General features: G+C 66.4%; 23 protein-coding genes and 2 tRNA genes. 12 read left to right on the forward strand and 13 right to left on the reverse strand.

What is annotated here, in order from left to right:
• Positions 1-75 precede the first annotated feature (75 nt).
• Positions 76-999 (forward strand): AraC family transcriptional regulator, encoded by a 924-nt coding sequence (locus NA10_RS08750; RefSeq protein ID WP_067565716.1) that lies wholly within the window; start codon positions 76-78, stop codon positions 997-999.
• 1 nt (position 1,000) lies between these two features.
• Here NA10_RS08750 and NA10_RS08755 read toward each other — a convergent pair whose 3' ends face one another.
• From NA10_RS08755 to NA10_RS08765, 3 genes are all read right to left on the reverse strand, one after another.
• A complete protein-coding gene (locus tag NA10_RS08755; RefSeq protein WP_067565719.1) occupies positions 1,001-2,260 on the reverse strand; it encodes an RNA polymerase sigma factor in 1,260 nt (419 codons plus the stop codon).
• An 8-nt stretch (positions 2,261-2,268) separates the two neighbouring features.
• The gene (locus NA10_RS08760; protein ID WP_174562490.1) at positions 2,269-2,670 is read right to left on the reverse strand and encodes a YciI family protein; all 402 of its coding nucleotides are present in this window, start codon (positions 2,668-2,670) and stop codon (positions 2,269-2,271) included.
• 103 nt (positions 2,671-2,773) lie between these two features.
• Positions 2,774-3,994 (reverse strand): NAD(P)/FAD-dependent oxidoreductase, encoded by a 1,221-nt coding sequence (locus tag NA10_RS08765; RefSeq protein ID WP_067565723.1) that lies wholly within the window; start codon positions 3,992-3,994, stop codon positions 2,774-2,776.
• 162 nt (positions 3,995-4,156) lie between these two features.
• On the opposite strand from NA10_RS08765, the gene NA10_RS08770 reads away from it, so the two are divergent.
• Positions 4,157-4,801, forward strand: a complete 645-nt coding sequence (locus tag NA10_RS08770) for a mycothiol-dependent nitroreductase Rv2466c family protein (RefSeq protein WP_281180159.1) — start codon at positions 4,157-4,159, stop codon at positions 4,799-4,801.
• 57 nt (positions 4,802-4,858) lie between these two features.
• On the opposite strand, the gene NA10_RS08775 is transcribed toward NA10_RS08770, so the two are convergent.
• On the reverse strand, positions 4,859-5,830 hold the full coding sequence (locus NA10_RS08775) for a M48 family metallopeptidase (protein WP_084514439.1): 972 nt from the start codon (positions 5,828-5,830) through the stop codon (positions 4,859-4,861).
• A gap of 99 nt (positions 5,831-5,929) precedes the next feature.
• Entirely contained in the window at positions 5,930-6,910 is a 981-nt protein-coding gene (locus NA10_RS08780) for a M48 family metallopeptidase (RefSeq protein ID WP_307188383.1), read from the reverse strand.
• A gap of 247 nt (positions 6,911-7,157) precedes the next feature.
• Here NA10_RS08780 and NA10_RS08785 point away from each other — a divergent pair, with 247 nt between their 5' ends.
• Both NA10_RS08785 and NA10_RS08790 read left to right on the forward strand, forming a co-directional pair.
• Positions 7,158-7,631, forward strand: coding sequence for a ribose-5-phosphate isomerase (locus NA10_RS08785; protein ID WP_067565730.1), 474 nt, complete (start codon positions 7,158-7,160; stop codon positions 7,629-7,631).
• A gap of 77 nt (positions 7,632-7,708) precedes the next feature.
• The gene (locus NA10_RS08790) at positions 7,709-8,521 is read left to right on the forward strand and encodes an Fpg/Nei family DNA glycosylase (RefSeq protein WP_067565733.1); all 813 of its coding nucleotides are present in this window, start codon (positions 7,709-7,711) and stop codon (positions 8,519-8,521) included.
• 16 nt (positions 8,522-8,537) lie between these two features.
• Here the strand turns inward: NA10_RS08790 and NA10_RS39105 are convergent, their stop codons facing one another.
• The 6 genes from NA10_RS39105 to NA10_RS08815 all read right to left on the reverse strand — a co-directional run bounded on the left by NA10_RS39105 (position 8,538) and on the right by NA10_RS08815 (position 15,340).
• Entirely contained in the window at positions 8,538-8,663 is a 126-nt protein-coding gene (locus NA10_RS39105; RefSeq protein ID WP_281180160.1) for a hypothetical protein, read from the reverse strand.
• A 159-nt stretch (positions 8,664-8,822) separates the two neighbouring features.
• The gene (locus NA10_RS08795; RefSeq protein WP_157556236.1) at positions 8,823-10,139 is read right to left on the reverse strand and encodes a tetratricopeptide repeat protein; all 1,317 of its coding nucleotides are present in this window, start codon (positions 10,137-10,139) and stop codon (positions 8,823-8,825) included.
• A gap of 415 nt (positions 10,140-10,554) precedes the next feature.
• Entirely contained in the window at positions 10,555-11,832 is a 1,278-nt protein-coding gene (locus NA10_RS08800) for a glycosyltransferase family 87 protein (protein ID WP_084514440.1), read from the reverse strand.
• Between the two features lie 10 nt (positions 11,833-11,842).
• Positions 11,843-13,174, reverse strand: a complete 1,332-nt coding sequence (locus NA10_RS08805; protein ID WP_245677102.1) for a phosphatase PAP2 family protein — start codon at positions 13,172-13,174, stop codon at positions 11,843-11,845.
• A 193-nt stretch (positions 13,175-13,367) separates the two neighbouring features.
• A complete protein-coding gene (locus NA10_RS08810) occupies positions 13,368-14,252 on the reverse strand; it encodes a DUF1542 domain-containing protein (protein WP_157556238.1) in 885 nt (294 codons plus the stop codon).
• An 83-nt stretch (positions 14,253-14,335) separates the two neighbouring features.
• Positions 14,336-15,340 (reverse strand): GGDEF domain-containing protein, encoded by a 1,005-nt coding sequence (locus tag NA10_RS08815; protein ID WP_067565738.1) that lies wholly within the window; start codon positions 15,338-15,340, stop codon positions 14,336-14,338.
• A 425-nt stretch (positions 15,341-15,765) separates the two neighbouring features.
• On the opposite strand from NA10_RS08815, the gene NA10_RS08820 reads away from it, so the two are divergent.
• A tRNA-Gly gene (locus NA10_RS08820) sits at positions 15,766-15,839 on the forward strand.
• Positions 15,840-15,858: 19 nt separating this feature from the next.
• Positions 15,859-15,935, forward strand: a tRNA-Pro gene (locus tag NA10_RS08825).
• A 264-nt stretch (positions 15,936-16,199) separates the two neighbouring features.
• Here NA10_RS08825 and NA10_RS08830 read toward each other — a convergent pair.
• Both NA10_RS08830 and NA10_RS08835 read right to left on the reverse strand, forming a co-directional pair.
• Positions 16,200-16,517 carry a type II toxin-antitoxin system Phd/YefM family antitoxin gene (locus NA10_RS08830; protein WP_157556240.1) on the reverse strand — a complete coding sequence of 106 codons (318 nt, stop codon included), beginning with the start codon at positions 16,515-16,517 and terminating at the stop codon, positions 16,200-16,202.
• Positions 16,518-16,574: 57 nt separating this feature from the next.
• Entirely contained in the window at positions 16,575-16,856 is a 282-nt protein-coding gene (locus tag NA10_RS08835) for a type II toxin-antitoxin system RelE family toxin (RefSeq protein ID WP_067565744.1), read from the reverse strand.
• A gap of 242 nt (positions 16,857-17,098) precedes the next feature.
• Here NA10_RS08835 and NA10_RS36525 point away from each other — a divergent pair, with 242 nt between their 5' ends.
• The 6 genes from NA10_RS36525 to NA10_RS08855 all read left to right on the forward strand — a co-directional run bounded on the left by NA10_RS36525 (position 17,099) and on the right by NA10_RS08855 (position 20,686).
• The gene (locus NA10_RS36525; RefSeq protein ID WP_157556242.1) at positions 17,099-17,272 is read left to right on the forward strand and encodes a hypothetical protein; all 174 of its coding nucleotides are present in this window, start codon (positions 17,099-17,101) and stop codon (positions 17,270-17,272) included.
• 88 nt (positions 17,273-17,360) lie between these two features.
• The gene (locus NA10_RS08840; RefSeq protein ID WP_067565747.1) at positions 17,361-17,549 is read left to right on the forward strand and encodes a hypothetical protein; all 189 of its coding nucleotides are present in this window, start codon (positions 17,361-17,363) and stop codon (positions 17,547-17,549) included.
• Between the two features lie 59 nt (positions 17,550-17,608).
• Complete coding sequence (locus tag NA10_RS08845) at positions 17,609-17,899, forward strand: hypothetical protein (protein WP_067565750.1); 291 nt, start codon at positions 17,609-17,611, stop codon at positions 17,897-17,899.
• A 113-nt stretch (positions 17,900-18,012) separates the two neighbouring features.
• The gene (locus NA10_RS39110) at positions 18,013-18,141 is read left to right on the forward strand and encodes a hypothetical protein (RefSeq protein ID WP_281180161.1); all 129 of its coding nucleotides are present in this window, start codon (positions 18,013-18,015) and stop codon (positions 18,139-18,141) included.
• Between the two features lie 85 nt (positions 18,142-18,226).
• Entirely contained in the window at positions 18,227-18,946 is a 720-nt protein-coding gene (locus NA10_RS08850; RefSeq protein ID WP_067565753.1) for a DUF2786 domain-containing protein, read from the forward strand.
• 87 nt (positions 18,947-19,033) lie between these two features.
• A complete protein-coding gene (locus tag NA10_RS08855) occupies positions 19,034-20,686 on the forward strand; it encodes a UvrD-helicase domain-containing protein (RefSeq protein ID WP_067565755.1) in 1,653 nt (550 codons plus the stop codon).
• The last annotated feature ends 5 nt before the right edge of the window (positions 20,687-20,691 follow it).

Here is a 20,691-nt window from a genome sequence, read left to right on the forward strand (position 1 = left end):
CAGTCAACCCGGGATCGTGTGGACGATCCATGGGTGAAACGCTCCGGCGGATAGGAATTCGTCTACAGTCGAGGTGTGGATCCTCTGAGTCAGCTGCTGGGCGGTATACGGGCCGAAGGCTCGGTCGTCACGCACGCGGTATTGGCCGCGCCGTGGGCCATTCGCTTCGCGGACTGCGCGCCCATGACCATGGTCACCGTGCTGCGCGGCGGCGGCACCCTGGTGCTCGCGGACGGCACCCGAACGCCGCTGGTCACCAATGACACCGCGATCATTCGCGGCCCGGAACCCTTCCACTTCGCCGATCAGCCCGAGTCGGTGGGGGTGCCGCACACCGAGTACGAGATCGCCTGCTTCACCGAACCCGATTGCGCTGCAGCGGATTTGAGTGGAATCGCCTGGAACTCGGAATCGGATCAGGCGACCGCGCTGGTGGTCGGCGCATACCAGACCTCCGCGCGCCGCCATGAGCGTCTGGTGCGCGCGCTGCCGCCGGTGCTGGTCGTGCACGACGACACCGATATGTGCCCGTGGATGGAGGCGGCCGCCGCCGAAGCCGCCGGCCAGAGCGCGGGTTCGCAGGCCATGATGGACCGCCTGCTCGACTGGGGGCTGGTCTGCACCCTGCGCGGCTGGTTCGAGCGGGCCGGAACCGATGCGCCCGGCTGGTATCGCGGTGTCAACGATCCCCTGGTGGCGCCCGCACTACAGGCCATTCACACCCGCCCGGGCGTGCCGTGGACGGTGGCCTCGCTCGCCGCTGAGGCGGGGGTGTCCCGGGCGCTGTTCGCCAAGCGTTTCACCGGGGTGATGGGCACCCCGCCGCTGGCCTACCTCACCGAATTCCGCATGGAGGAGGCCGAAGAGCTTTTGGCCACAACGGATCTCACCGTCGCGCAGATCGCGAAGTCGCTCGGGTACGCCGATGCGTTCGGATTCAGCGCGGCCTTCAAACGGCACCGGGGTATGAGCCCCACCGGTTTTCGCGCGGCGGCTTAGGTCAGGAGTTGCGGAGCAGGGCCGCGCGGAGCATCAGGTAATCGCGTTCGGGCGTGCTGGTGGTGCGCCGGGCGGCGGCCGAATACGAGGTGACGGCCGCGGGGAAATCACCTGCCATTTCATAGAAGTGGCCGCGCACGGCCTCCAATCGATGGGATTCGCGCAACGCGTCCTCGACGGTGGCGGCCAACGCCAACCCGGCTTGCGGACCCTCCACCATCGCCAGGGCCACCGCACGATTGAGCGTCACCATCGGATTGGGCGCCAGCCGTTCGAGCCTGTTGTACAGCAATAGGATTCGATCCCATTCGGTGTCCTCGGCCCGCAGCGCCTGGGCGTGCAGCGCGGCAATGGCGGCCTGAATCTGATACGGCCCGGTGAGCCCGCCGGACAGCGTGCCGGTGACCAGTCGAACCCCCTCGGTAATGGTGCCGCGCTGCCACTTCCCGCGATCCTGTTCGGCCAGCGGGATGAGTTCACCGTGTGATCCGGTCCGCGCCGCGCGCCGAGAATCGGTGAGCAGCAACAGCGCCAGCAATCCGGTGACCTCGGAATCGTCCGGCAGTAGTCCGTGCAGCGCCCGGGCCAGCCGAATCGCCTCCGCGGACAGGTCATTGCGCCGCAACCGCGATCCGCTCGAGGTGTGCCCCTCGGTGAAGATCAGGTACAGCACCTGCAACACGGTGCCCACCCGCTCCCGCCACGCACCCGGATAGCCGGACTCGGCCACCGTGGCCTCGTCCGAGGCGAAGGGCCGGTCCACCGCCGCCAGCCGCTTCTTCGCGCGTGAAATACGCTGCGCCATGGTCGATTCCGGTAGCAGGAAGGCGCGGGCGATCTCCTCGGTGGAGAGCCCGCCCACCGCGCGCAGCGTCAAGGCGATGGCGCTCGCCGGTGACAGCACCGGATGGCAGCACAGGAAGAACAGCGTGAGCGTGTCGTCCCGCTCGTCCACCGCATCGGACAGTTCCGCCGCCGCGGGCACCTCGCGCAGCATGGTCGCGGTCTCGCGATTGCGCCGCGCCACCTCGGCGCGCACGGCGTCGACCAGTCGCCGCGCCGCGACCTGAATCAGCCAGCCGCGCGGATTATCCGGAATCCCCTCGGCGGGCCATCGGGTCGCCGCCGCGAGCATGGCTTCCTGGAGGGCGTCCTCGGCGGTGGCGAAATCCCCGTACCGCCGCACCAGCACCCCGAGTACCTGCGGCGCGAGTTCGCGCAGCAGGTCCGTTATCTCATAGGTGGTCGCTCCGCGTTCCATTCAAGGGTTCACAGATCGCTCGTGGGTGCGCCCATGACCGCACGCACCTCGATGTATTCGCCGATCGGCTTACCGCCCGGTCCCGGTCCGGCCGATGCCCGCGCCGCGATCTCCAGCGCCCGCTCCGGCGATTCGACATCGACCAGCCAGTACCCGGCCAAGAACTCCTTGGTCTCCGGGAACGGCCCGTCGGTGATCACGGCCGCGGATCGTCCGTCCGAGCAGACCAGCCGCGCCTCGTCCGGGAACGCCAACCCCTGGGCGTCGATCAGTTCACCGGATTTGGCGAGCTCCTCGCCGAGCGCGCGCTGAAAGTCGATATGCGCCTGGATCTCCTCGGGGGCCCACTCATTGATCGGGGTATCGCAGTAGGCGGCGGGGCTGTAGGTCTTGAGCGGCATGTACTTCACGAGGGGCTCCCATCTTCGACGCGCCCGTGCGGCGCTTTCACGGACAGGTCGGAGCCCGACCCGCGATTTCGACACAGTTTCGGCAATGCTCAGGTGACGGTGGTCACAGCGGTGCGGAGGTATCGGCCAGGCGTTCCGGATCGACCGGTTCGCCGCCCAGGATCAACTCCTTGATCCGATCGCCCGCATCCCACACATTCACATTCATTCCGGCCAGCACCCGGTTCCCGGAGTCCAGCCAGAACGCCACGAATTCGCGCTTGCCGAGATCACCGCGGACCACCACGCGCGCGGCCTGCTTGGGCGCGACATAGCCGGTGTACTCCATGCCGAGGTCGTACTGATCGGTGAAGAAGTACGGCAGCCGGTCGTACACGGCGGGTTTGTCGAGCATGGTCGCGGCGGCCACGGCGGGCTGATTGAGCGCGTTCGCCCAGTGCTCCACCCGAATTCGCCGTTCCAGGATCGGATGCTGTTGATCGGCGATATCGCCGATGGCGACGATATCGGGATCGCTGGTGGCCAGGCTCTCATCCACCAGCACGCCCTCGCCGGTCGCCAATCCGGCATCGACGGCGAGTTCGATATTGGGTCGCGCGCCCACCGCCACCAGCACCGCGTCGGCGGCGATCAGGGTGTCGTCGGAGAGCCGCACCCCGGTGGCGCGTCCCTCGGCGGTGGTGATCTCGGCGACCTTGGTCTCGCAGCGCAGATCCACGCCGTGTTCGCGGTGCAGATCGGCGAAGACCGCGCCCATCTCCGGACCGAGCGCGGTCTGCAACGGCACCGGCAGCGTCTCCAGCACGGTCACCTCTAGACCGGCATTGCGGGCGGCGGCGGTCACCTCCAGGCCGATCCATCCGGCCCCGATCACCACGAGTCGTGTTGCGGTGCGGAACATTTCGATGAGCGCGAGGGAGTCCTCGGCATCGCGCAGCGTGTACACTCCGGCGGCGTCGGAACCCGGAATCGGCAGCCGGCGCGGCCGAGATCCGGTGGCCAGCGCCAATTTGTCATAGGTGAGGGTCGTACCATCGGGCAGCGCAATGGTTTTGGTGGCGCGATCCACCCCGGTCACGGTGGTGCCGAGCAGCACCTCGATATGGTGATCGCGATACCACTGCGCGGGCTCCACGATCGCGTCCTCGGGTGACTTCTTGCCCAGCAGACACTCCTTGGACAGCGGTGGGCGCTCGTACGGTAGTCGCTCCTCCGCGCAGACGAGCGTCACCGTCCCGTCGAAATCATTGGCGCGCAAGGCCTGCGCGAGCTTGGCCGCTGCCAGCCCACCCCCCGCTATGACGAACCTGGATGCCGTGGTCATGTGTGACCTCCCTGCGCCGCCCATCCGCGGCTGCCGCCGACGAGGCTGATGATCCGACCCTAGCTCGCATCCCGGGTGCCTTGGCGGAAATATCCGCAAGAAGGTGCATTGTTGTGCTGTGGGGCGGCCATGCCCGGCCGACGATTGCGAAAGGGACTACTCGTGAGTGACACCAAGAAGGACCGGGTCGATTTCTGGTTCGACCCGCTGTGCCCGTGGTGCTGGATCACCTCCCGCTGGATCCTCGAGGTCGAGCAGGTCCGCGATATCGATGTGAACTTCCATGTGATGAGCCTGTCCGTGCTCAATGAGGGCCGCGAGGGGCTGTCCGAGCAGTATCAGGAGCTGTTGCGGTCCGGCTGGGGTCCGGTGCGCGTGGCCATCGCCGCCGCCCAGAAGAACGGTGACGAGGTGCTGCCCGCGCTGTACACCGCCATGGGCACCCGGCTGCACAATCGGCGCGCCGAGTACGAGACCGACGGTCCGCGCACCGATATGCTGACCACCGTCATCGCCGAATCGCTGGCCGAGGTGGGGTTGCCCGCCGAACTGGCCGAGGCCGCCACCAGCACCGAATACGACGAGGCGCTGCGGGTTTCGCATCACGCCGGAATGGACAAGGTCGGGCCGGATGTCGGCACCCCGACCATTCACATCAACGGCGTCGCGTTCTTCGGACCGGTGCTGTCGCGCATTCCGCGCGGTGAGGTCGCGGGCAAGGTGTGGGACGGCGCGGTCGCGCTGGCATCCTACCCGCACTTCTTCGAGATCAAGCGCACGCGGAACGAGGAACCCGAGTTCGACTGAGTTCGCACGGCTGGGCAGCTGACCGGGCCCGCCGACCGCGGCGGGCCCGGTTGTCCGTTATTGCGGGAAATAGGTTGTGGTGGTGCTGTATCCGACCGGCGGCGTCTGCGGATAGCCGGTGTACGGGGCCGGGGGCGGCGGAGTCGGGCGCAGGAACAATCGCCCGTGCCTACTGCGATCGCGCAGCGCCCACATGCGCCAGGTCAGCACCGGATGGCTGGAGAGCGCGTTCACGATCCATACGAAGAAGCCCTTCTCCTGCGGTGCGCGATCGGCCATCTCGTCGAATCCGACAATCGTATTGAGGTATTTGCCGCCGGCCAGGGTCTGCATGGCGGTGGGCGCGCCCAGATGGCGATTGCAATAACCGTGATTGTCGGCGGTGTACTCCTGGGCGCGAATCAGCGAATTGCCGATAATGGGCAGGAACGGTCCCAGGAACATGCCCAGCTGCCGCCAATACGAGACGTGGCCCGCCGCGATATGGCCCACCTCGTGTCCGATGATGAATGCCAGGGCCTCGGGTTGCCGTGCGGCGCCGCCGATTTCGAACAGATCGCTGTAGACGACCACGAAACGCCGGAATCCGTGACCGGAGGCGAAGGCATTGATCTGACCATTGCCGAGCACCACGTACGCGTCCGGAACCGTCTGCATTCCGAAGCGCGCGGCCGCCTCCTGCACCATGCGATAACCCTCGGGGAATTGGGTCGGCGACATTTTCACGCCGTTCACCCGCTGGGTCGCGTAGGTCATGCCGCGGCCGAACCACAGCAGCATCGGCGCGAAGACGAACAGCAGCACATATTGATCGAGGCTGCCGGTCAACAGCAGCAACAGCGCGAACAGGTACGCCAGCACGGTCAGCACCACCACGACCACCAGCAGCGGAATCTCCCAGCTGTGCCGGGCGGGCATGCCGAACGGGGAGAGCCCGCGGGTCTGCTGATGCGGTGGGATCCGCGGCGGCGAATAACCGGGCTGCGCAACCCATCCCGGCGGGCCCACCTGCGGATTCCAGCCGGACATCCCCGTGACCGGATTCCATCCCGGATGGCTGCCTGTGGCTGGAATCCCCTGCGGTGCGTTCGGCGGCTGCGACTGATCGTCGGACGTCATGAGCAAACTCTATGTGGCCGGGGGAGCGGGCCGCAGAAACAGCTTGCCGTGGCGGCTGCGATCACGCAGCGCCCACATGCGCCAGGTATTGACCGGATGGCTCGCCTGGAGATTGGTGAGCCAGACGAAGAAGCCGGTTTCGGTGATGGCGCGATCGGCCATTTCATCGAATCCGACCAGGACGCCGAGGTATTTGCCCGCGGACAGGGTGGTCATGGCGCCGGAAGCGCCGGTGAAACAGTAGCTGTAGCCGTGATTATCGGCGGTGTACTCCTGTGCGCGACTCAACGCCGGACCGAGCACGGGTATGAATTGCATGAGTATCGTGCCGAATTGCCGCCAATACGAGGTGTGCCCGGCGGCGATATGCCCCACCTCGTGTCCGATGACGAAGGCCATTGCCTCGGGTTGCCTTGCGGCGCCGCCGATTTCGAACAGATCGCTGTTGACGACCACGAAGCGGCGGAAGCCGTGGCCCGCCGCGAAGGCGTTGAGCTGACCGTTGCCCAGCACCACATACGCGTCCGGTGCGTGTTTCATGCCGAATCTGGTGGCGGCCTCCTGCACCATGCGGTACGCGTCCGGGAATTGCGTCGGCGATATCTTCACCCCCTGTACCCGCGCCATACCCCATTGCGAACCGCGCAGGAACCACACCAGAATCGGCGCGAACGCCAGAATCGACAGGTACAGATTGTCGGTGCCGCGCACCACGGCGTACACCGCGTAGGGGTAGGCGAATACGGTCAGCACCACCACGATCACCAGCAGCGGAATCTCCCAGCTGTGCCGCGCGGGCAATCCGAACGGCGACAGCCCGCGCACGCCGGGATCCATCGGCATCCGCGGCGGCAATTGCTGCGGCCGCGTCTCATCCGGGACCACCGGACCCCAGCCGGGCGGCCCGGTCGCCGGATCCCAGCCGGTAATGCCCGACACGGGATTCCAGGCGGGCCCGTTGACCGCGTTGCGGCCGGTCAAAGCGGGCATTCGGTTTACGCGGTCATCGGACGGCATGGCGCACCCTTGCATCGGAGGCCGGAAATCTGGACATACGCCCGTGTCTCGCGTCCGCGACGATCCCACCGCCGCACACGATCCGAGCAACGCGCGCACCTGTTATTCGCGCAGCCGCTCACCCGCCGTTAATGGCCGAGCGACTCGACTTCGCGCGGTTGCGGGTTCGGGGGCGGAGCCCCTGAGAGGTGCGAGAGTCGCCCCTGAGAGAATCGCTGCCATGCGCGTATACCTGGGTGCCGACCACGCCGGCTTCGAACTGAAGAACAACGTCAAGTCCCACCTGGAGTCCCAGGGCCACGAGGTCGTCGACTGCGGCGCCCTCGAGTACGACGCCCTCGACGACTACCCGGCCTTCTGCATCGAGGCCGCCCGCCGCACGGTCGCCGACCCCGGCAGCCTCGGCCTGGTCTTCGGCGGCTCCGGCAATGGCGAGCAGATCGCCGCCAACAAGGTCCCCGGTGCCCGCTGCGCCCTGGCCTGGAGCGTGGAGACCGCCCAACTGGCGCGCCAGCACAACAACGCCCAGCTGATCGGCGTCGGCGGCCGCATGCACAGCACCGAGGAGGCGCTCGCCATCGTCGATGCCTTCCTGGCCGCCGAATGGTCCGATGAGGCCCGCCACCAGCGCCGCATCGACATCCTCGCCGACTACGAGAAGACCGGTGTGGCCCCCGAGGTCCCCGCGTACTGAGTTCCGCCCCGGAATACGTTGCGCCGCCGCGAACTTCGGTTCGCGGCGGCTCGCCGCCCCACGAAAGCTGGTGATCCGTGCCCGAAGGCCATACGCTGCACCGCCTCGCCGGACTGCACCAGCGTCGCCTGGCCGGCGGCAAGGTCCGCGTGTCCAGCCCGCAGGGCCGCTTCGCCGCCGAGGCCGCGCGCCTGGACGGCCACATCCTCTCCAGCGCCGAAGCCTGGGGCAAACACCTACTGCACCACTATGATTCGGGCCTGGTCGTGCACATCCACCTGGGCCTCTACGGCAAATTCTACGAATCCCCCGTCCCCATGCCCGCCCCCGTGGGCGAAGTCCGCATGCGCCTGATCGGCGCGGGCAGCACCGGCGACCCCTACGGCGTGGACCTGCGCGGCCCCAACACCTGCGAAATCCTCCTCGGCCCCGAAGTGGACGCTCTCACCGCCCGTCTGGGCCCCGACCCCCTGCGCCCCGACGCCGACCCGGACCGCGCCTGGCACCGCATCAGCCGCTCCCAGCGCCCGATCGGCTCCCTCCTCATGGACCAGAAGGTTATAGCCGGGGTCGGGAATGTCTACCGCGCGGAAGTCCTCTTCCGCCATGGCATCTCACCGCACCGTCCCGGCAGACAGGTGAGTCACCAAGAGTGGCAGGCCATTTGGGATGACCTGGTCATGCTGATGAAGGTGGGCGTCCGTGAAGGTGTCATGGTCGTCGTGCGCCCCGAACATGATCGCGGTGCACCCTCCTACGCCGCCGACCGCCCTCGCACCTACGTCTATCGCCGTGCGTGTGACCCCTGCCGTCTCTGCGGCAGCACAGTCCTGCATTCGGTCTTGGAGGGGCGAAACCTGTTCTGGTGCCCGGGGTGTCAACCGAGCTGAGGCACCGGGCCCGGCATCAGTTTTTGTAGCGCTGGCCCTCGGCGAGTTGCCTGGCGATCTGCTCGGCACCGAGTCCACGCTGGATCGCGGCGGTCAGGGTGGGTGTCAGGCCGCCCAGCATCCCGATCAGGCGCAGACTCAACGGGGCCACATCGGTCGATCGAGGTGACCTCGGTTTGTAATTCCTTCGCGCGTTCAACCCCTGCACCGCACTCCTGCACTCGGTCCTGGAGGGAGCGAAACCTGTTCTGGTGCAACAGTTGTCAACCTCGTCGCATCCGGACGCGTTCGGCAACTGCGGCTATCGAGGTTCGTGTCCCAGCTCCACGGCACGCGCACGCCAGGGCGCGGCCTCATCGTCTCGCCCCTGTTGGCCGAGTAGCGTCGCGAGGTTGCAGATGGCGAAGTCGTTTCCCGCTTCGGCGCCTTTGCGCCACCAAGTCTCCGCTTCGGCGGGATCGGCATGGTCGAGGCGAAGTTTGCCGTATTCGTACATCGACCCGGCGTGCCCCGCTTCCGCCGCTCGACGGTGCCATTGCTCGGCTTCGGCGCAATCGCCTCGACTGACCAACAGCTCCGCCAGACCATTCATGGCGTTCAGGTGGCCGTCCTCCGCGGCACGTCGATACCACTGCTCGGCCGCCTCGGTGTCACCCTGATTTCTGAGCATGCCGGCCAAATTGCTCATCCCCGCCGGGCTGCCCGCCGCGGCCGCCGCCCGGTAGAGCGATTCGGCTTCTACCTTGTCGCCGCGCCTCTCACAGCGTGCGCCGAGGTTGTTCATCGCGGCGGCATGACCGGCTTCGGCTGCCTTGCGATACCACGATTCGGCCTCTTCCTCGGGTGCGGCCAAAGCCAGACTGAACATCGCCGGCCCGCTGCCCGCTTCCGCCGCGCGCAGCCACCACTCGCGGGCCGATTCGCGCTCTCCCCGCTGATCGAGCAGGATTCCGAGATTGGCGGCCGCCGAGATATCGCCCTGTTCCGCCGCGCGGCGAAACCATTTCTCGGCTTCCTCGGTGTCGCCTCTCTCGTCGCACAGGACTGCCAAGTTGCTCATGCCATGTGCATTGCCCGCCTCCGCCGCCGCCCGATAGAGCGATTCGGCTTCTACCTTGTCGCCGTGCCTCTCACAGCGTGCGCCGAGGTTGTTCATCGCGTCGGCGTCCCCGCCCTCAATTGCCTTGCGGTACCACGATTCGGCCTCGTCGTCCGGCGCGATCGTGGCCAGGTTGAACATCGCGGTGACATTGCCTGATTCGGCAGCGCGCAGCCACCATTCGCGGGCCGCGTCGTCCTCACCCCGCTGCCCGTGCAGTAACCCCACCTGGAGCGCCGCCCCGGGATGACCTCGTTCGGCGGCCTTGCGATACCACTGCTCGGCCTCGCCATCGGCTCCCCGCTCATCGAGCAGTACGGCCAGGTTGAAGGCCGATCCGGCATGGTCGGCCGCACCCGCATCCGCCGCCATCCGATACCACTGCTCGGCCTTACCCATGTCGCCCCGTCGGAAGTAATAGCCGCCTATCGTGGACAGCGCTTCCGGCTCGTCCCTAGCGGCCGCCCAGATGAAATCGATGGATCGTCTACCGGAGTCCAACCACGCCTTGATTCCCACCACGTCTCCATCCCGACCTGCGAGAATTCGACGCTACCGGCCTGCCGAATACCCTTCAAGACCCCAGCATTCGGTGCATGGCCCAGCAGTATTGCCGCGCTAGGGGATCAGCGTCGGCGCGATCATGCCGCTCATGGGACCCTCAGCTGCCGAGGTTTCGCACGTACACCGTGTCCACGCCCAATGCACCCACACCGGTTGTGCCGCTGGGACTTCCGGGTGGGGCCGGTTGTCCCGGCAGTAACTCTTCGAAGAAGCGGGCATTCCTCGATGCAGGTCCCCACTGACCCGAAAGTTCCGGGCCATCTGGCATCGCCAAACCCCATCCGTCGGCCCCGCCGCCGACCTCCTCGAACTCGCGACCCGCATCGAATCCAGCCGCGCCCGCAAACGTTAGCCGCCTGCTCGCGAGGAATCAGCGTGCTGTGACCGCGCGCGTTCGCACCAGTTGGGCCACCGCGACGGCGATGAGAATCGTGGTGGCGATGATGTAGGCATCGCCCGGGATGTGTTGCCACCAGGACCAATTGAGTTCCCGGTGTCTGCCGTTGGGGACGATTCCGGGGCCGATCAGGAAGACGGCGGCGAAGACGGCGATGGTGATGAACGGGGTGCGGCTGGATTTGGTGGTCGCCCACGCCAGGGCCGCCACCAGGGCGGGACCCGCCCAGACCCAGTGGTGCGTCCAGGACACCGGTGAGATCAGCAGCAGGACCGCGGCATTCACGAAGAGCGCGGTGACGGACAGGACGGTGATCGAGGGCGCGTCCGGAGTATCCGGGCGTCTCGCCTGTTCGGCGGTGAACAGGCGGTGCATCAGCGCCGCCCCCGCGCAGACCACGACCATGCCGACGCCGAGCCAAACCACCACGGCGGACGAGTGCGTCAGCCCGAGCCGGAAGACCATCCCCTTGATCGATTGATTGCCCACGTAATCCGGGGACCCGATGCGATTGGTATCGCTGACCGCGTGCAGCCAGTAGTCCTTGGACTCCTGGGGGAACAGCAGGAACAGACCCAGGACGACCGTCAGGGATGTCGCCGCCGTGGTCGCCGCGGCCTTCCAGTCCTTGCGGATCAGGAAATACAGGATGAAAGCCGCGGGAGTCAGTTTGGTGACCGCGGCAATGCCGACCAGCATGCCGCGCGGCCAGCGAGGCTTCTCGGTGAGGCAGTCCAGCGCCACCGCCGCCATCAGAACGAGGTTGATCTGCCCGAACCACAGGGTGGTTCGAACGGGTTCGATGGCGAGCAGGATCACGACCGCGCTCGTCGTCACCGTGGCCTTGGTACGCGGGCCGAGCTCGGGCCGAACCCGGGTCAGCACCAGCCAGAGCGTCACGCCCAGGCAGGCCAGCGAGCTCGCCGTCACCAGCACTTCCGCCAACCACATCGGCGCCACCGCCAGCGGGATCATGAAGATCGCCGCGGACGGGGGATAGGTGAACGGCAGATCGGTATGGCCCGCCACCGGCAGCGTCGGACCGTACAGCGCCGAACCGTGATGCAGCCAGGATCGGGTGACCACCCGATACACCTGAAGATCCAGGAATCCGTGCAGCCTGGAGAAGATCAGCGCGATGGCGACCGACACCAGGACGCCGACCACGATCGGAACACGGGGTACATATCTTCGGTTGTCTGAATTCGGTTTACGCAGCAAGCCGCGCTGCCCCGCCCGCGTCGTGATCATCAAGCAGACACTAACCTTTCGGCTTTCGCGCGAGTTGTCCGGATTGCCTTGTGGGAGTGGCTGTTCGATGGCCGAACCAGGTGTCGTAGAACACGAATGTAACCGCCGCCAGCGCGCCCAGCACCAGGAATCCCGCGGGCAACGGGTACTCCGCCATGGTCGTCGCCAGGAAACGGTAGGACAGCAACAATCCGGCTAGCGTCGCCGCGCCGAGCGACACGAGGAACACCCGACCGCGGTCCCAGCCGCGCTCCGGATCGCGCAGCGCCGACTCCACCGTCATGCACAGCACCGCGCCCGCGACAAGATCGCAGCCGTAGTGATAGCCGAACCCCAGCGTCGCCAGCAGCGTGCACACCAGCCAGGTCGCCCCGGCCCAGCGCAGCCAGCGCGGTGCGTCACGGGTGTGGATGAACAGCGCCGTCGCCCACGCGGTGTGCATGGACGGCATGCAATTGCGGGCGGTGACGGCATCGAACGGCATCGGCTTCGGCGTGAAATCCCAGGCGGGCAACGTATGCGGCCAATCCGCGAGTTGCAGCCCATGGCCGAGCGGACCGTAGGCGAAGACCGGCCCGACCACCGGGAACAGCACATACCCCAGCGGCCCGATCACGCCCAGCGCCAGGAAGGTGCGCAGCAGACTGTGCCGCGGCCACGGTTCGATGGTCACCTTGCGCAACTGCCACACCGCGACGGCCATGGCGGCGACCGGCAGCTGGATGTACACCACGTGCAGCACATTCGACGGAATCGGCCCCAGCCCGTCGAGCGCGCGCCCCACCAGCCACGCCGGTTCACCGAGCGCGCGATCGGCGAGTTGGACGTACTGATCCAGCACCCGCGGACCATTCGCGATGCTGACCATCAACCAGGTGTCGGCAACTTTCGAGGCCATGATCAACAGGACTCCGAATGCGATGGCGTGCAAGGCCGTTCGCCGCGGCTGACCCCGCCAGCGGCACACCGTCGCCACCAGCGCCGTCAGCGCCAGGGTGGGTCCGGTGCCGATCGACACATGCCAGCCGCACAGCGCCTGCACGCTCAGCACGAGTAGATCCAGCACCGCGGCCGCGCTCAGGGTGGTGATCCGCAGACGGGTGGGAACACCCACGCAGGCCAGCCCCAATCCGGCCCAGGACACGAAAGCCGACTGCGGATTCAACAGATAATCGGCCAGCAGACTACGCAGCGGACCCATGGTCTCGTGCGTGGACGCCCACACCTGGGTGACGATCAACAGCGCCAGCGCCGCGACCAATCCGGTCGCGGGTATGACCCGGGAACCGACCCCGCCGCGAACCGACGAGCCGGGATCATTCACCTCGTGGTCGACCAGCACTGATAATCGATAACACAGTGCAAACGGAGGCACAACTTCCGGTTACCGAAAAGCCGGTCAGGCAAACTGATAGAGAACAATCCCCGCATTCGATGCGAGTTATGTCCGATTCCTGCGAAGTCGATGTAATGGCGCAGGTAAACGTCGAGTAGCGGCCCGCGTGACTACATGCACATCGAAATCGAATCGCGAGCTAGAAGCCGCCGCCGTCGAAACTGTCGAAGCCGCCGAAATCGCCGTAGTCGCCGAAATCACTGCCGCCCAAATCGGAGCGCGGGTCCGCGAAGCCCGCATCCGCGATGCCCGGGTCGCCGGAGAGGTAGCCCTGGTCGCCGGAGTCGTAGCCCGGGTCGCCGGAGCCCGGATCTCCAGCCCCGTAGTTCTGGTCGCCGGAGTTGCCGTCTCCGGCATCCAGCCCGGCCTGGTAGCCGTCCCCGTATCCGCTTTCGAAGGCGGAGGCGTCGTACCCGACCCCGGACATCCCGGTGAACAGCGCATCGAACAGCAGCACCGACCCCACACCCCACGCGCCCGCGACCAACGCTGTGCGCCACCATGGTTCGGAGTACCAACCGGCCGGAACGGGACGCCCCGCCACTCGCCCGCCCGGGTAGTAGTTCGGTGTCCGTGACGAGGGGTCGGGCGAGGCTTCGATGCGCCGGCCGTCGAAGTCGACAACGCGATCCTCGGTCACCGCGCCGGCGCTGCGCTGTCCGTCGAGTTCGGGGACGGCCGGTCCGAGGTCCATGCCCATGGCCGAACGCGCGGCTCGCACGTAATAGAGCCCCTCGAGGGCGGTCTCCTTGGCCAGTCGCGCCTGCGCGGGCGTCGTCGCCTGGTCGATCTGCGATCCGGCCGCGGTGAACCGCTCACCGGCATCGACGAGCGCCTGCCGGGAGGGTTCGTCACTCCCGGAGAGGTTGTACACCTGGCCGCCGAGACGTTCGATGACTCGCCTGGCATCGGCTTTGGCATCCGCGAGCTGGGTATTCGCGCGGGCCCGCCGACCGCGGCCGACCATCAATACCGCCAGCAGCACGACCACCAGGAGAACGAGTAGTACGACAACCGTAGCCACACCCCCACCCTACGCGGCAGCAATTGCCAATTGAGTGCTGTGTATTGGTGTCATCGCTACAACCGGCGTCGCCCCCAGGTCGCTCAGCCTGCCACTGCCGCGAATCGGGCGGTTGCGGGACCTGAGTCGACCTCCTCTGGGTCGAGTTCCGATACGGCGAACTGTCGCTTACCCGCGGTCTTGGCCGAGTACATCGCACGGTCCGCGCTGCGCAGCAGATCGGCGAAATCGCAATCGCGCCCGGGCGGGCAGAAGGCGGTACCGACACTGGCCGAGGCCGGGACGGGCCCCGCCGCGGTCTGTACGGGTTCGCACAGCGCGGCCAATACCCGCATGGCCAGTTCGCCCAGGCAATTGCGGCGCGCGGGCAGTGCGACCACGAACTCGTCCCCGCCGTAGCGGGCGATCACCGTCTCGGCCGGGCACGCCGACCGCAGCCGCTGGGCAATGGTGACCAGCACCTCATCGCCGACCGAATGCCCGTAACCGTCATTGATCTGCTTGAAATCGTCGAGATCGATGAGCAGCAGTCCGACGCCGCGCGCCGGATCGGTGGCCATCATCCGCACCCGCTCCTTGAGCAGTGAGCGGTTGGCCAGATCGGTCAGCGCGTCATGGGTGGCCTCGTGCCGCAGCCTGGTCTGCAATGCCGCGATCTCCTGCACGCGCACCGAAACCGCCTCGGAGAGACTGCGTTCCTGCTGCGCCAGCGCCCGCTGTTGCAGCGCCTCGGCATAACTGTCGATGGCCTGGCTGGCGATGAACGGCCAGCGGGTGGCGATCAGCGATCCCGATTCGCCCGGGGCGAGCCCGAGCAGTGCGCGACTGGCGGGTGCGAGCATGCGGGTGCGCTCGAACGGCGCTTCGGCGAGCTGACGCCCGATGGCACGGGCCGCGGGCACCGGAAACGGTTCGGATCCAGCCAGTTCCAGCAGTTCACCGATGATGCGGCCGAAGATGCGTTCCATATCCTCGGGTTCGAGTGCGGGCACGATGGAACCGGTTCCGCTGGGATGCACAGCTCGCGCCCATTCCCGGATGGTGGCCGTCACGACGGCGCTGGTGCGGGTGTCGATTCGGATGGGCATATGCGCTCACCCTGCGAACGTGGTGTTCGGCCCGGCGTCGCCGGTGCCTTCGGTACCGGCAGCGGTGCAGCTCACGCCGGTATTGCCCTTCGGATCGAACTCACTGACTCGCGGTTGGCATGTGTGGTGCACGCTCACCGCCCCCTTTCCAGATACCCCCGTCCGGACAAAAAGGATCCTAGCAAGCCACCCGGCATCGAAAGTCCCTGTTTCAGAACGGGTTCCCGACACCTCGCGAATGGCGATCGGATGTGTGATCGCTGCCGAGACCCCGGCGTTACACCCAATTTCCGCGAGTCCCCCGCGACGCGCCGCAGGCGGTGTCTACCGGGGCGATCCACCCCGTATCCAGCCCGATTGGCATTGGATGAGTGAGATTAGGTACAGTGCTCAACGCATGCATTCGGGTACTCCGGAAGCGGCATGCGGGTGTAGTTCAATGGTAGAACTTCAGCCTTCCAAGCTGATAGCGCGGGTTCGATTCCCGTCACCCGCTCCAACCCCGTTGGGGGTCGATTCGGGGTGTAGCGCAGCTTGGTAGCGTACCCGCTTTGGGAGCGGGCGGTCGCAGGTTCAAATCCTGTCACCCCGACCAATTCCCTTCTCCACCAGCAACTTCAGCCTTCGGGCTCAAGTTGTTTTGTGCGTCGTCATCCGGTGCATCCTCCGCTTTCTGCCCTCCAGGAATCTTGCAGCAAGCAAGACATGAGAGAGCTCTCACACCCCGATCCGCCAAGCCGAGGGTGAGGGTGCAGGTGAGGGTTGACCCAACTCCGAAATCGGAGGTGAGGGAACGCCTTCCGTGCCCCACCTAAACGTACCGACTGGCACGCAGAGGTGGGGCGAGAGGCGTGGAGGGCTAGAGGTCGAGGTCCCCGGCCGCCTCCTCGAACGGCACGGTGTCGCCGTCCCGGTCGACGATCGACAGGCGATCTTCCAGATCCTCGATCCGGTCCAGGAGTGCCTCGTAGCGCTCGAATGACATCAGTACCCCTTCAGGTTTGGAGTTGGTGAGGATGATCACGTCTTGCCCGGACTGCGTCAGCGCGAGCTGAGTGGAAAGCCCCTTGCGCGCCTCGCTGACCGAAACCATGTGCGCCTTCACTCGCGCACGGATGGCCGATCCGGGGCGACGGGGTACGGCGGCCGAGGCGGTCTCGTTCTTCTTTGTGGTCACTGCGGTTCCCTTCCCCCCGTCACTCGCGCGGCGGGGGCTCTGTGGCGGACTGGGCCGCTACTTCTTGTAGACACTGCCTCGGGTGCCGACCTTGGTCACCGTCACGACGCGAATGCCGTCGTCGATCAGGTAGACCACTCGGTAGCTGCCGATGCGGATACGGAATCCGGGGGTGTCGCTCAGCTTGGTGCAGCCGCTCGGCCGGGGGTCGAGTCCTAGCGCCATGATGGCCGCGACGATCGCGCCGCGCTGAGTTCGCGGCTCGATTGCTGCCAGCTCCTTGAGCGCTTTGCGCTCGATGGTGACGTCGTACTCGTCCGGCTGCGCGGGCTGGGTCATGGATGGTTCCTTTCGATTCCGGGGTGGCGGCCCCGTGTGGTGCGTACTCCCATGAACGTACCCTCTGGAGTGCTTAATTCGGTACCAAATTTTGTACGCAATACTGTGACGACGGACTCACTCAAATATTGTCTCCCCTGCTTGCGCCATACATACCCGGTATGTAATCATGGTGTTGTCGCCGAAACGGGGACATTCACACCGGGGCCGCCACCCCGGAACCAACCACCCAGGAGGGCCACATGGCCGATCGTTTCACCATCACCCGCACCGTCAACGGTGTCGCCGACATCCGCCACACCGTCGCCGGATACAACACGGCCGCCGCCATGGTGGCCGGATTGCGCGGCGTGGACATGGCGGCATTCCACCGCCGCCCCGACCACATCGGGTACGCCATTCGCCCCGCGAACTAACCCACAACCCCCGGTTGTGTCGTACATACCCCATATGTATCACGCAACCGGGGGCCGCCACCCCCACCAAACCCGAAGGGAACCAACAATGTTCAGCCCCGAGCACACCTACGTCGTCACCCAATTCATCGACGGCCAGCGCACCCCCGGCCCGGGTATCCCCACCGTCACCTACCACCATGCCCGCCGCCTGGTCGGCCACATGCGCGCCCATGACATCGAGCACTACGGCACGGTGCCCGCGCACATCGAATACCGAATCGACCCAATCGGCTGACCCGCCACCCCCGGCCCAACCCGCCGGGGGTACCCGAACAACCCCCGAGGAGCCCCGCAGTGACCATCGACAGCATCGACCCGAACCTCCGCGTATGGACCGCATACGCCGCCGACAGCGGCGAAATCCAGCTCGGCGTAGCCGCCGACTACACAATCGAGGCAGTGCCCTTCAGCGAACTGCGCGTCGGCGACAGCGTCGCGGTGATGTGGGGCGAGCTAGGGGTGTACATCGCCCTGGTGACGTCCCATCACGGCGACTACGCCATCGCCGAAGACTGCAATGCGGACGACCTGGACCTGATGTCCTCCATGGACGACAGCCCCGAATGGCGCTTCATCCGCCGGTGATGCATGTCACGGACGTTTAGGCAAGCCCCTGGTTGCGTCGTACATACCTCGTATGTAGGATTTATTTGTACGACCAACCGGGGGCCGCCACCCCCGACCCGAAAGGAACCAGAGTGAGCATCGAACTCCACCCCCGCACCGAAATTCGCGCAGGCAACGTCTACATGGACGACGGATTTCGCGCAAACATCTTGTGGCAGCAGCGGTTCGACCGACTGAACCTCCGATTCGTCCAGAAGTAACCACACCTCCGGCGGGCCGCCACTCGCCGAACACACCACGCAGCGCGCCCGCCGCCACGGGCGCGCCCCGCGAAAGGAACCAGTAATGACCCAGGCGCATGGCACCAAGCAAGACACAATGCTCGACAAGGTCCGCAAGCTGTTCGCGAAGGCCGAGAGCGTCGCAGGCACGCCGGAGGCAGATGTCTTCAACGCCAAGGCATTCCAGCTTCTCGCCAAATACGGTCTCGACGAAGCCCAAGCCCGCCAGCGCTCCGGCGAAGGCCCCGCCCCGATCGAGATCGGCCGATTCAACATCCGAGGCCAGTACCAGCGTGAACAGTCCTTCCTTCTGCACCTGATGGCCCGCGAATTACATTGCGAGCCACTGGTTATGAACGGATACGGCAATCATGTCGTCTACGGCACAGCGGGCCATGTCGAGCGGTTGCGGTTCCTGTTCGCGACCCTGATGCCACAGATGCTCGCCGGAGCCGCTCGCCAGCAGCCAAGCCCGCGATCCAAGGTGGGCACCAAAGCATTCCGAATGTCCTGGATGCGTGGCTTTTACAACGAGGTCGCCGCCCGCCTTCGAGAGGCCGAGGGCAACGCAGCGTCGGAAGCCGAGCCAGGTATGGCGCTGGTGTTGATGGACGACGCCAAGCGCGCGGAGGCCGCATTCAAGGCCGACCACGGCGCAAACGCCAACTACATCAAGACCCGCTCCCGCCATGACTCCAACGCAGCCGCGGCGGGAGCTGCCGCAGGACAGCGCGTGAACCTCGGACAGACCGGCGTCGGAGGACACCGAGCCCTATCCAGCTAGCCCACCCAGCACCACCCAGGCCGGGCCTGTCGATCAGGCCCGGCCATCCACCACGGGGCCGCCACCCCGCCCGAAAGGAACCAGATCATGAGCGCGTTCGCGCCGACTGCCGAGCAGTTGCACATCCACGAATTGTTCAAGACCCGCCAGCCGATCCGAGTCCGGGCCGGGGCAGGCACAGGCAAGACCACCACCCTGATCCAGCTCGCCGAGATCGTTCAGGCGCAGCAGCGCGCCGGCCTGTATGTCGCGTTCAACAAGTCGATCGCGGAGGAGGCGAAATCCAAGTTTCCCGAGTGCATCTCGGCGTCGACCGCGCACTCCCTGGCGTACCGGAATCTCGCGAACACCCGGCACGCTCCGCTGTTGGACCGGATGCGCCGGGGCGCACGGATTCCGATCGGCGAGACGGGCAAGCGTCTGAAGGTCGACCGGTTCCTCTCTTACGTGGGCGGGGAGACCGTCACTCTGACCGCGTACGAGGTCACTCGGCACGCGCTCGCGGCTGTCGACCGATTCTGCCGCAGCGCCGATGAGCAGCTGACCAAGCAGCACGTCGGGCGCATTCCCGGCCTGGACGACCGGGACTCACACGCCCAGATGGTCGACTTTGTTTTCCCTGTGGCGCAATCCATCTGGGTGGACCTCCAGAACCCCCTGGGGCAAGCCGTCGCGTTCGGTCACTCCCATTACCTGAAGCTGTTCGCGTTGGAGCGGCCGAAGGTTGGCCCGGATGGCGGTGTGATCTTCCTGGACGAGGCGCAGGATACGAGCCCGGTTCTCGCGGGCATCATCAGCGATCAGACCCACCTGCAGTTGGTCGCGGTCGGCGACCAGGCCCAGAGCATCTATGGATTCACCGGCGCGACTGACTACATGGTTCAGGTCAGCGATGCCGCCGAAGGCCGCCTGACCCAGTCGTGGCGCTTCGGCCAGGCGGTCGCGGATGCAGCCAACAGCCTGCTCGCTCGCCTCGGCGACGATCTCCGCCTGACCGGCAACCCGCGCCGCGCCAGCATCGTCGACCACACCGCGACGGGCCTGCACGTCACCCTGGCACGCACAAATGCCACCGCCATCGAGCACGTTATGGCCGCGCAGGCCGCCGGGCAGCGCGTGCACCTGATGAGCGAGAACCGCTACGCAGTTCAGTTCTGCGAGGACGCCGACCTCCTCATCGATGAGCGCCGCCCAGCATGGAAGAAGCCACGCCTTGCTGACCTCGCAGCCTTCCGCTGCTGGGAACAGGTCGTCGCTCACGCCAACGACTCCGCGGACTCGGCGGACTGGAAAGTGCTGGTGGCTCTTATCGAAAAGCACGGCACGGCAAAGGTTCAGACTGCCCTCGGCGGTGTAGTGCCCGAAGCGCAGGCCGACCTGATCGTCTCGACCGCGCACAAGTCCAAGGGTCGCGAGTGGCCCAGCGTGCACCTGGCCGACGACATCGCCAGCGGCGTGGACCAGGCGGCCGAATCGGTGCGCCAGTCTGAGGGGTGGATTGCCGACAACGGTCGGCTTCGGTTCGACCCCGAGGGCAACGAGGTCGCGAAGCACGTCCACGAGTGGCGGGTACGCCGCGCGAACGACGGCCAGACTCCGCAGGAAGCGTTGCGCCGCAGCCAGAAGCGCCTCAAAGACGAATTGATGCTGGCGTACGTCGCCGCCACCCGTGCCCAAAACCTCTTGAACCCCGGCGGCCTGATTGCCGCCACCAGCACGATGAACGGAGCCGCGGCATGATCACC

The organism is Nocardia acidivorans NBRC 108247 (assembly GCF_001625085.1).
GTDB classification, from domain to species: domain Bacteria; phylum Actinomycetota; class Actinomycetes; order Mycobacteriales; family Mycobacteriaceae; genus Nocardia; species Nocardia acidivorans.

Coding starts and splice junctions, on each gene's coding strand:
- NA10_RS08780 (WP_307188383.1), bottom strand. CDS start 6,910: ATGCCCGCTTTGACCGGCCGCAACGCGGTCAACGGGCCCGCCTGGAAT.
- NA10_RS08840 (WP_067565747.1), top strand. CDS start 17,361: ATGTTCAGCCCCGAGCACACCTACGTCGTCACCCAATTCATCGACGGC.
- NA10_RS08775 (WP_084514439.1), bottom strand. CDS start 5,830: ATGTCCGGCTGGAATCCGCAGGTGGGCCCGCCGGGATGGGTTGCGCAG.
- NA10_RS08815 (WP_067565738.1), bottom strand. CDS start 15,340: ATGCCCATCCGAATCGACACCCGCACCAGCGCCGTCGTGACGGCCACC.
- NA10_RS08800 (WP_084514440.1), bottom strand. CDS start 11,832: ATGATCACGACGCGGGCGGGGCAGCGCGGCTTGCTGCGTAAACCGAAT.
- NA10_RS08785 (WP_067565730.1), top strand. CDS start 7,158: ATGCGCGTATACCTGGGTGCCGACCACGCCGGCTTCGAACTGAAGAAC.
- NA10_RS08765 (WP_067565723.1), bottom strand. CDS start 3,994: ATGACCACGGCATCCAGGTTCGTCATAGCGGGGGGTGGGCTGGCAGCG.
- NA10_RS36525 (WP_157556242.1), top strand. CDS start 17,099: ATGGCCGATCGTTTCACCATCACCCGCACCGTCAACGGTGTCGCCGAC.
- NA10_RS08855 (WP_067565755.1), top strand. CDS start 19,034: ATGAGCGCGTTCGCGCCGACTGCCGAGCAGTTGCACATCCACGAATTG.
- NA10_RS08755 (WP_067565719.1), bottom strand. CDS start 2,260: ATGGAACGCGGAGCGACCACCTATGAGATAACGGACCTGCTGCGCGAA.
- NA10_RS08835 (WP_067565744.1), bottom strand. CDS start 16,856: ATGACCCAGCCCGCGCAGCCGGACGAGTACGACGTCACCATCGAGCGC.
- NA10_RS08850 (WP_067565753.1), top strand. CDS start 18,227: ATGACCCAGGCGCATGGCACCAAGCAAGACACAATGCTCGACAAGGTC.